This is a genomic window from Synechococcus sp. GFB01 (genome assembly GCF_001039265.1).
In the GTDB taxonomy this organism is placed as follows: domain Bacteria; phylum Cyanobacteriota; class Cyanobacteriia; order PCC-6307; family Cyanobiaceae; genus NIES-981.
Genome location: NZ_LFEK01000083.1, coordinates 1 through 7,420, shown reverse-complemented (window position 1 = coordinate 7,420; position 7,420 = coordinate 1). Strand labels below are relative to the sequence as shown.

Sequence of the window (7,420 nt, the reverse complement as noted above, 5' to 3'; positions counted from 1 at the left end):
CGCCACGGAACGCTGACGCCCCCCAAGCGCCCGAGCCGCGCCCCGCCGCCCCGCCGTCGCTCAAGCCCATCAGCATCGCGCCGCCGATGGGCTCAAGCCGATTGCCGATCCCGAATTGCAGACCGTGCTCGAAATSRSTGGCGCGGCAGCCGCTGGGCGACCGCTCCCCTGGCGGCGGCCCAGTCGATCCCATCCACCTGCACCCGATCGCCGACACAGATGGTCTGGCCCGTCTTGCTCAGCCGGGTGCGGCGGGTACAGAGCAGGCGCCGGCAGTCGCCCGGCCCGGGCTCATCCAGTTCGACCCAGCAGTAGTTCGCCTGCAGGGCGACCACCAGGCCGGTGCGGCCGTCAGCCACGGCGCACGATCCGCAGCCTCACGGCCGCCTGAGCCTGGGGGTGGGGCTCGATGCTCACGGCATGACCCTCGCCCCGCAGGCCCTCACTCACCATCTGCTCCGGTTCACCGGCATCCAGGTCCACCTGGAGCGAGGCGCCCGGCTCCAGCGTCTCCAGGGCCAGCCGGGTGCGCACGTAGTTGAGCGGGCAGGGTGTACCCCGCAGGTCGAGCCGCGCTGAGGGCTGCAGGGGTCGAGGCATCAGTGCCCCCCGAACAGACCACCGAACAGGCCGCTCTTGTGGTGATGCTTATGGCCTCGGCGGGTGTGGTGACCAGCCAGGCCCTCCAGCAGCTCGCGCTCCTCAGCGCTGAGCTTGGAAGGCAGCTGAACCTTGACCGTGAACTGGTGATTGCCGCGGGCCACCGGATTGCCGAGCCTGGGCACACCCATGCCCTGGAGCGTGAGCACCGCGCCGGGCTGGGTGCCGGCGGGAATCTCCAGCTGGCGCTGACCGTCGACGGTGTCGACCTCGATCGTGTCGCCGAGGATCGCCTGCAGATAATTCAGCGTGATCTCGGAGTGGATGGTGGTGCCCTCGCGGCGCAACTGCGGGTGGGGCTGAACCGTGAGGAACACGTAGAGATCGCCGSCSGGCCGCCGCGCTGGCCGGCGTTGCCCTCGCCGGCCACCCGCAGCCGGGTGCCGGTATCCACCCGGCCGGGATGTTGATGCGCAGTTTCTTGCGCACCTGTTGCAGTCCCTGACCGCCGCAGGCGCTGCAGGGGTCGGCGATCACCTGACCAGCCCCCTCACAGCTGGGGCAGGGCGCCACCTGGGTGAAGCTTCCAAAGGGGGTACGGGTGGCACGACGTACCTGACCCACACCTCCGCAGGTGGTGCAGGTCACCGGTCCGCTGCCGGCCTTGGCGCCCGAGCCGTCGCAGGTGGAGCAGGTTTCCAGATGGCGGATCTGAACCTCCCGTTCCTGGCCGACGATGGCCTCCTGGAAGCTGATGCTCAGATCGAGGCGGAGATCGTCTCCCTGTCGCGGCCCTCGCCGCCTTGGGCCGGCGGGCCCGCCCATGCCGCCACCGAAGCCGCTGAAGAAGGTTTCGAACAGATCGGCAAATCCACCCATGTCGCCCATGTCGGGCATGCCGCCACCGCCGAGACCTGCCTCGCCGAACTGGTCGTAGCGGGCGCGGGTCTGGGGATCGCTGAGCACCTCATAGGCCCGACCGATCTCCTTGAACGTGTCCTCAGCGCCGGGATCCTTGTTGACGTCGGGATGGTACTGACGGGCAAGGCGCCGGTAGGCACGCTTGAGGGTGTCGGCGTCGGCGTCGCGGCTGACCCCCAGCAGCTCGTAGTAGTCGGCCATCAGCCGGCCTGCTCCTCGCCAGCGGGCTGGGCCCCGGCCGACTCGGTGGCGGCGGCTTCAGGGCCGGGATTCACTCCGCCCGGGCCGGGGCCCATGGAAACCTTGACGAGGGCATGGCGAATGACCCGGTCGTTGAGCACGTAACCCCGCTGGAGCTCCTCGATCACGATGTCCTCGGGATGGGCGTGGCTTTCCTCCCGCAGCACGGCCTCATGCAAGTTGGGGTCGAAGGGCTCGCCCTCAGCTCGCATCGGCGAGACCCCCAGTTGCTTGAACACCTCCACCAGCTGCTTGTAGAGGCCCTGATAGCTGCGGTGGAGCGTCTGGGCCTCCTCGTGCTGGGGATTGAGCTGCTGGCGGGCCCGATCGAAGTTGTCGACCACCGGCAGGATCTCGCTCAGGGTGGAGCAGACGATCTGGAGGCGCTGGTCCTCATTGTCGCGGCTCTGACGCTTGCGGTAGTTGTCGAAATCAGCTGCCAGGCGCATGTACTGGCCGTTGAGGTTGTCGTAGTCAGCGCGCAGGGCCGCCAGCTCGGCCTCGAGGCGTGAGGCCCGGTCGTCATCGCTGCTGGCCATGCCCGCCTCAGAACCAGCCGGATCACCAGAAGCATCAGCCAGGCCGGGAGCGGCACTGTCGCCCAGGGCCCCTGAATCCCGAGAAACGGTCTGATCAGCGGCGATCTCCGCCGGGGTGGTGTCAGCGTCCATGGGGAAGTCGCCGCTCATGACTGGCCCGAGCCAAACATCGGATGAGGTCATGTTGAACGGGCAGCGGCTCCCGCCACAAGCTGCGGAAGCCCGCACCTCGAACCTGGCGGCAGAGAGGCTGCCCAGCCCACAATGCCGCTAGACAGGAAGTCCCCGATCTCAGCGGTCCCCATGGAGCCGTCCGGCCTTGAGAGCCCCACCGTGCGACGCTCCCTGCTCCAGGATCTGCGGTTCCCCAGCAGCCAGGACGCCCAGCCAGCCGTGGAGTCGCAGATCGAGGTCCTGGAGCCACCCGGTGCCAGGAGTCCCGACACTCCCGTGATCAACCTGGTCAATCAGATCCTGGTCGAGGCCCTCGACTGCGACGCGAGCGACATTCACGTGGAACCCCAGGAATTCGGCCTGGAGGTGCGCTTCCGGCAGGACGGCGTGCTGAGGAAGCATTTCGAGCAACTCCCCGCCAGCCTGATTCCGGCCGTCACCTCGCGTTTCAAGATCATGGCGGACCTCGATATCGCCGAGCGTCGCCTGCCCCAGGACGGCCGCATCCGCCGGATCTACAAGGGGCGCAAGATGGATTTCAGGGTCAGCACCCTGCCGAGCCGCCATGGCGAGAAGGTTGTGCTGCGCCTGCTCGACAGCAACGCCAACCAGCTGGGGCTGGACCACCTGATCACCAGCGAACGGGCACGCCAGCTGGTGCGGGAGATGGGCTCGAAGCCCTACGGGATGATCCTGGTCACGGGACCCACGGGATCGGGCAAGTCCACCACGCTGTACGCCATGCTCGCGGAGCGCAACAATCCGGGCATCAACATCTCCACAGTCGAAGATCCGATCGAATACACCCTCCCCGGAATCACCCAGACTCAGGTGAACCGGGACAAGGGATACGACTTCAGCCTCGCCCTCAGGGCCTTCATGCGCCAGGACCCGGATGTGCTCCTGGTGGGCGAGACCCGTGATCTGGAAACCGCTAAGACCGCCATTGAAGCGGCTCTGACAGGGCACCTCGTGCTGACGACCCTGCACTGCAATGATGCGCCTGGCGCGATCACCCGCCTTGACGAAATGGGCGTTGAACCCTTCCTGGTGAGTTCCTCCCTTATCGGCATCATCTCCCAGAGGCTGGTGCGTCGAGTCTGCCCCACATGCCGGATCACCTATCGACCCGATCCAGCCGAATTGAGGCGTTTCGGTCTGTTGGCCAGCCAGGAGTTTGAGACCAGTTTCTACAGGGCCAACATCACGGCGCACGGCGCGTCGACAGCTGCCCAACCTGTCAGGGAACGGGTTACAAAGGGCGCATCGGTGTCTTTGAAATCCTGCAGATGACGGAACAGCTATCAACAGCAGTATCCAGCCGTTCCACCACCGATCAGTTGCGCAGGATGGCCCTTGAAAATGGCATGAAAACCTTGCTGGGGTATGGTCTCGATCTCGTTCGAGAAGGCCGGACCACCCTTGCCGAAGTGGAACGGATGCTGTTAACTGATGCCAGTCTGGAGTCCGAGCGTCGGGCCCGATCCCTGAGCTCCCTGACCTGCAAAGGCTGTGGTGGGGGCCTGGATGAGGACTGGCTCGAGTGCCCCTATTGCCTCACTGCCCGCTAACCAGCCATGGCCAGCACCGGATTGATGATCGAAGATCTGTTGGCTCTCCTGGTGGATAATGGGGGCAGTGATCTTCACATCAGCGTCGGGCTGCCGCCCTACGGGCGCTTCAACGGCCAACTGAGGCCGATCCTGCAGCAAAGGCTTGACCCAGAAACCTGCGATCGGCTGATCTTCTCAATGCTCAGCACCTCACAGCGCAAATTGCTTGAGGAAACCTGGGAGCTGGATTGCGCCTACGAACTTCAGAATGTTGCACGCTTCCGTGTCAACGTCTACCGACAGCGGGGAACTTTTGCTGCCTGTCTGAGATCTCTGGGCAGCGAGATCCCTTCACTCAGCTCCCTTAATCTTCCTCCCATCGTGGAAGAGATCAGTCGCCTGCCCAATGGGTTGGTGTTGGTGACAGGACCCACAGGGTCTGGCAAAACGACGACCCTGGCCTCGATTCTCGACAGCATCAATCATAGCCGATCTGAACATATTCTCACAATCGAAGACCCTATTGAATTCGCAATTGAATCCAACAAGAGCGTGATTCACCAACGTCAATTGAATGACGATACCCATAGTTTTGCAAATGCCCTGAGAGCCGCCTTGAGAGAAGATCCAGATGTGATTCTGGTTGGCGAGATGCGCGATCTTGAAACAATCCAACTCGCCATCACAGCTGCAGAAACTGGTCATTTGGTGTTCGCCACCCTGCACACCAGCTCTGCTGCCCAGACCGTGGACCGCATTGTCGACGTGTTTCCGCCGAGCCAACAGACTCAGGTGAGGGTGCAGCTCAGCTCAAGCCTCAAAGCAGTCTTCGCCCAAACGCTCTGTCAACGCTACAAACCCAGAGTCGGCGAGCGGGGGCGTGTGATGGCTCAGGAGATCCTGGTCAACACTCCAGCCGTCGCCAATATGATTAGGGAAGGAAAGACAGCCAGATTTATTCACAACTCCAAACGGCGCCCAATATGGCATGCAGACCATGGAAAGAGCACTCGCCGACCTCGTTCTTGCCGGCGACATCACCTTGGAGCAGGCCACAACCAAGAGCAGCCGACCTGAGGAATTGAAACGTCTAGCCGGAGAACGAATCTGATGGCAACCTTCACGGCCACTTACAAGGACAGACTTGGACGAGATCGCAGCCTCTCGATTCAGGCTCCGGATCTGATGATGGCGAAGCACATATTGCGACGGCGCGGCATCATCAGCTCCCAGATTGAACGACAAGAGCGCCTCCCATACGGTCAACGAGGAACACGAGCAGCAAAAACAAAAACCCCTCCGCAACACTATCAGTTTCTCTGTTCGAGAAACCTCCGAGCATTACCGAGAAAGCTTTGTTCGCCAACAAACTGGCAGCTTTGCTCAATGCTGGGGTACCAATCGTCCGCAGCATCGAGTTGATGGCGAGCCAGCAGAAAAACCAACTGTTTCGACGAGCTCTGATTGATGTTGGTGCAGCTGTGAGCCAAGGGCAGAGCCTGGCATCATCGATGCGGAGTTGGCCAAAGGTTTTTGACGGCCTCACCGTGCCAATGGTGGAAGCTGGAGAAGTCGGCGGTGTGCTGGATGAAACCTTGCGTCGTCTCGCAAAACTTCTTGAAGATCGATCTAAGCTTCAAGGCCAGATGAAGGGGGCAATGATCTACCCATTGGCTGTATTGAGTATCGCCATCTTGGTTTTTCTTGGCATGACCTTGTTCATTGTGCCAAAATTTTCAGAAATGTATGAAGGGCTCGGCGCTGAACTGCCCGCTTTTACTCAACTGATCGTCGCATTCAGTGAGCTTTTAAGGTCTCCCATTGCCCTTCTCTTGATCGCTATACTGATTGGAGGCGTAATGCTTTTCCGAGGGTACTACGGATCTCCAACAGGCAGGAGAACAGTGGATTTTCTCATCCTGAAACTGCCTATTTTGGTGAGCTCAGCCTAAAAGCTTCCACAGCTCAATTCTGCCGTACCTTCAGCGCGCTGACTACCGCTGGAGTACCAATGCTGACATCACTCGAGATCGTCAAAGACACCACAAGAAACGCCATTATCTCTGACTCGATCAAAGCAGTAGCGAGGATGTAATGCAGGGAATCCCCCTCAGTGAATCTCTCCAACGCAAGAACGTATTTCCTGCAATGGCGTTGTCCATGCTGGCCATTGGCGAAGAAACAGGTCAGATTGATAAGATGTTGTCCAAGGTTGGAGATTTCTATGAGGACGAGGTTTCAACCTTAACGAAAGGGCTAACAAGCTTACTTGAGCCCATCATGATCATCATTGTTGGCCTTATCGTAGGAACTATTTTGCTTGCAATGTATTTGCCAATGTTTTCTATTTTTGAGAAGATCAAATAGCGTCTCTGGGCTTAGCTCGGTCATCCTTGGTCAATCAATTCACAGTCACGGAAGGGTTGGCTCCCCAAAACCTGCCTGACGCCGGACAAAATCTGTGATTACCGTTCAGTCTTGAGTTGCTGTGCAGCGAGCGGTGCAACCAGCGATTCACTGAAGGCTTCACCAAGGCCATGACGCGCATACCACTGCCAAAACGTGCCCCAACGAGAGGTCGATTCCGCCGCAGCCGCTGCTGTTGGCTCTGCTGTTCCGCTGGTTTGTCGGCCTGACCCGCACGATCCCGTCTGGCATCCCAGCACCGATGGCCTCCGGCCGACTTCGGCTACACCATGAACCGCGAACCGTTGCTCGATGAGCAACTCATGGCGGCGTTCCTCGAGCTGTTACTGGCGGCGCCGGCCGTCATGCCGCTGCTCAGTTCAGCGCACGTCTCGGTCGATGGCACCCTGTTGCAGGCCTGGCCCTCCCACAGTTCGCTGCAGCGGATCGACGGAATCGACGACGTTCCACCACCGACCAGTGGCGGCAAGGGATTCGGCGGCTCAACCGGCAAGGAAAGGACGCGCCCCAGGGGTGATGTCCGGGGCCTGCCTCAGCGACCTGGGGCACTGCCTCATGGAGAACCGCCTCGCAGCGGAAGGAGCGACTTCCGGAGCCACGGTGCGGTCGTGGCCAGCGAGATCACCCCAGCAGACGGCTATGGGCACCGTGCGGCGGCCGGCCGTACGGATGGCGCGCGCACGTGGCGTGACCACCAGAAGACACCGGGGCCGACAAGGGCTATGACACCAGGGATTTCGTGGCCGATCTGCGCTTCTCAGGCATCAGGCCCCGTCGCCCAGAACATCCACACCCTTGGCCACTCCGCTATGGATCGCCCCACCTTTCATCATCCGGGCTACGGCCAATCGATCCACGACCGCAGGCAGATCGATCAGGTGTTTGGCTGGATCGAGACGAAGTCTTCTCCGAAGGAGTAACTGGCAGCAGGGCTGAGGCAGCTCAAGGCTCGGGTGCGATCACGGG

The 7,420-nt window shown here is 61.3% G+C and carries 6 protein-coding genes and 3 pseudogenes; 5 read left to right on the top strand and 4 right to left on the bottom strand.

The window, feature by feature from the left end:
- Nucleotides 1-92 precede the first annotated feature (92 nt).
- The 4 genes and pseudogenes from SYNGFB01_RS09405 to grpE all read right to left on the bottom strand — a co-directional run bounded on the left by SYNGFB01_RS09405 (nucleotide 93) and on the right by grpE (nucleotide 2,450).
- Nucleotides 93-359 carry a hypothetical protein gene (locus tag SYNGFB01_RS09405; protein ID WP_048017828.1) on the bottom strand — a complete coding sequence of 89 codons (267 nt, stop codon included), beginning with the start codon at nucleotides 357-359 and terminating at the stop codon, nucleotides 93-95.
- Entirely contained in the window at nucleotides 352-600 is a 249-nt protein-coding gene (locus tag SYNGFB01_RS09400) for a sulfurtransferase TusA family protein (RefSeq protein ID WP_048016710.1), read from the bottom strand. Before SYNGFB01_RS09400 ends, SYNGFB01_RS09405 begins: the two co-directional genes overlap by 8 nt.
- A pseudogene (dnaJ, locus tag SYNGFB01_RS09395) lies at nucleotides 600-1,722 on the bottom strand (molecular chaperone DnaJ). The gene SYNGFB01_RS09400 and the pseudogene dnaJ overlap by 1 nt, the downstream one beginning before the upstream one ends.
- Nucleotides 1,722-2,450 (bottom strand): nucleotide exchange factor GrpE, encoded by a 729-nt coding sequence (gene grpE, locus SYNGFB01_RS09390; RefSeq protein WP_048016708.1) that lies wholly within the window; start codon nucleotides 2,448-2,450, stop codon nucleotides 1,722-1,724. Before grpE ends, dnaJ begins: the two are co-directional and overlap by 1 nt.
- A 294-nt stretch (nucleotides 2,451-2,744) precedes the next feature.
- Here grpE and SYNGFB01_RS09385 point away from each other — a divergent pair.
- The 5 genes and pseudogenes from SYNGFB01_RS09385 to SYNGFB01_RS14320 all read left to right on the top strand — a co-directional run.
- Nucleotides 2,745-4,045: pseudogene (locus SYNGFB01_RS09385) on the top strand (GspE/PulE family protein); the annotation flags it as partial.
- 6 nt (nucleotides 4,046-4,051) lie between these two features.
- Nucleotides 4,052-5,138, top strand: a pseudogene (locus SYNGFB01_RS13320) (type IV pilus twitching motility protein PilT).
- A gap of 244 nt (nucleotides 5,139-5,382) precedes the next feature.
- Nucleotides 5,383-5,979: a type II secretion system F family protein gene (locus SYNGFB01_RS16450; protein ID WP_369795535.1), complete on the top strand. Its 597-nt coding sequence runs from the start codon at nucleotides 5,383-5,385 to the stop codon at nucleotides 5,977-5,979.
- Between the two features lie 142 nt (nucleotides 5,980-6,121).
- Nucleotides 6,122-6,394: a type II secretion system F family protein gene (locus SYNGFB01_RS16445; protein WP_369795534.1), complete on the top strand. Its 273-nt coding sequence runs from the start codon at nucleotides 6,122-6,124 to the stop codon at nucleotides 6,392-6,394.
- A gap of 329 nt (nucleotides 6,395-6,723) precedes the next feature.
- Nucleotides 6,724-7,374, top strand: a complete 651-nt coding sequence (locus SYNGFB01_RS14320; RefSeq protein ID WP_152669606.1) for a hypothetical protein — start codon at nucleotides 6,724-6,726, stop codon at nucleotides 7,372-7,374.
- Nucleotides 7,375-7,420 lie beyond the last annotated feature (46 nt).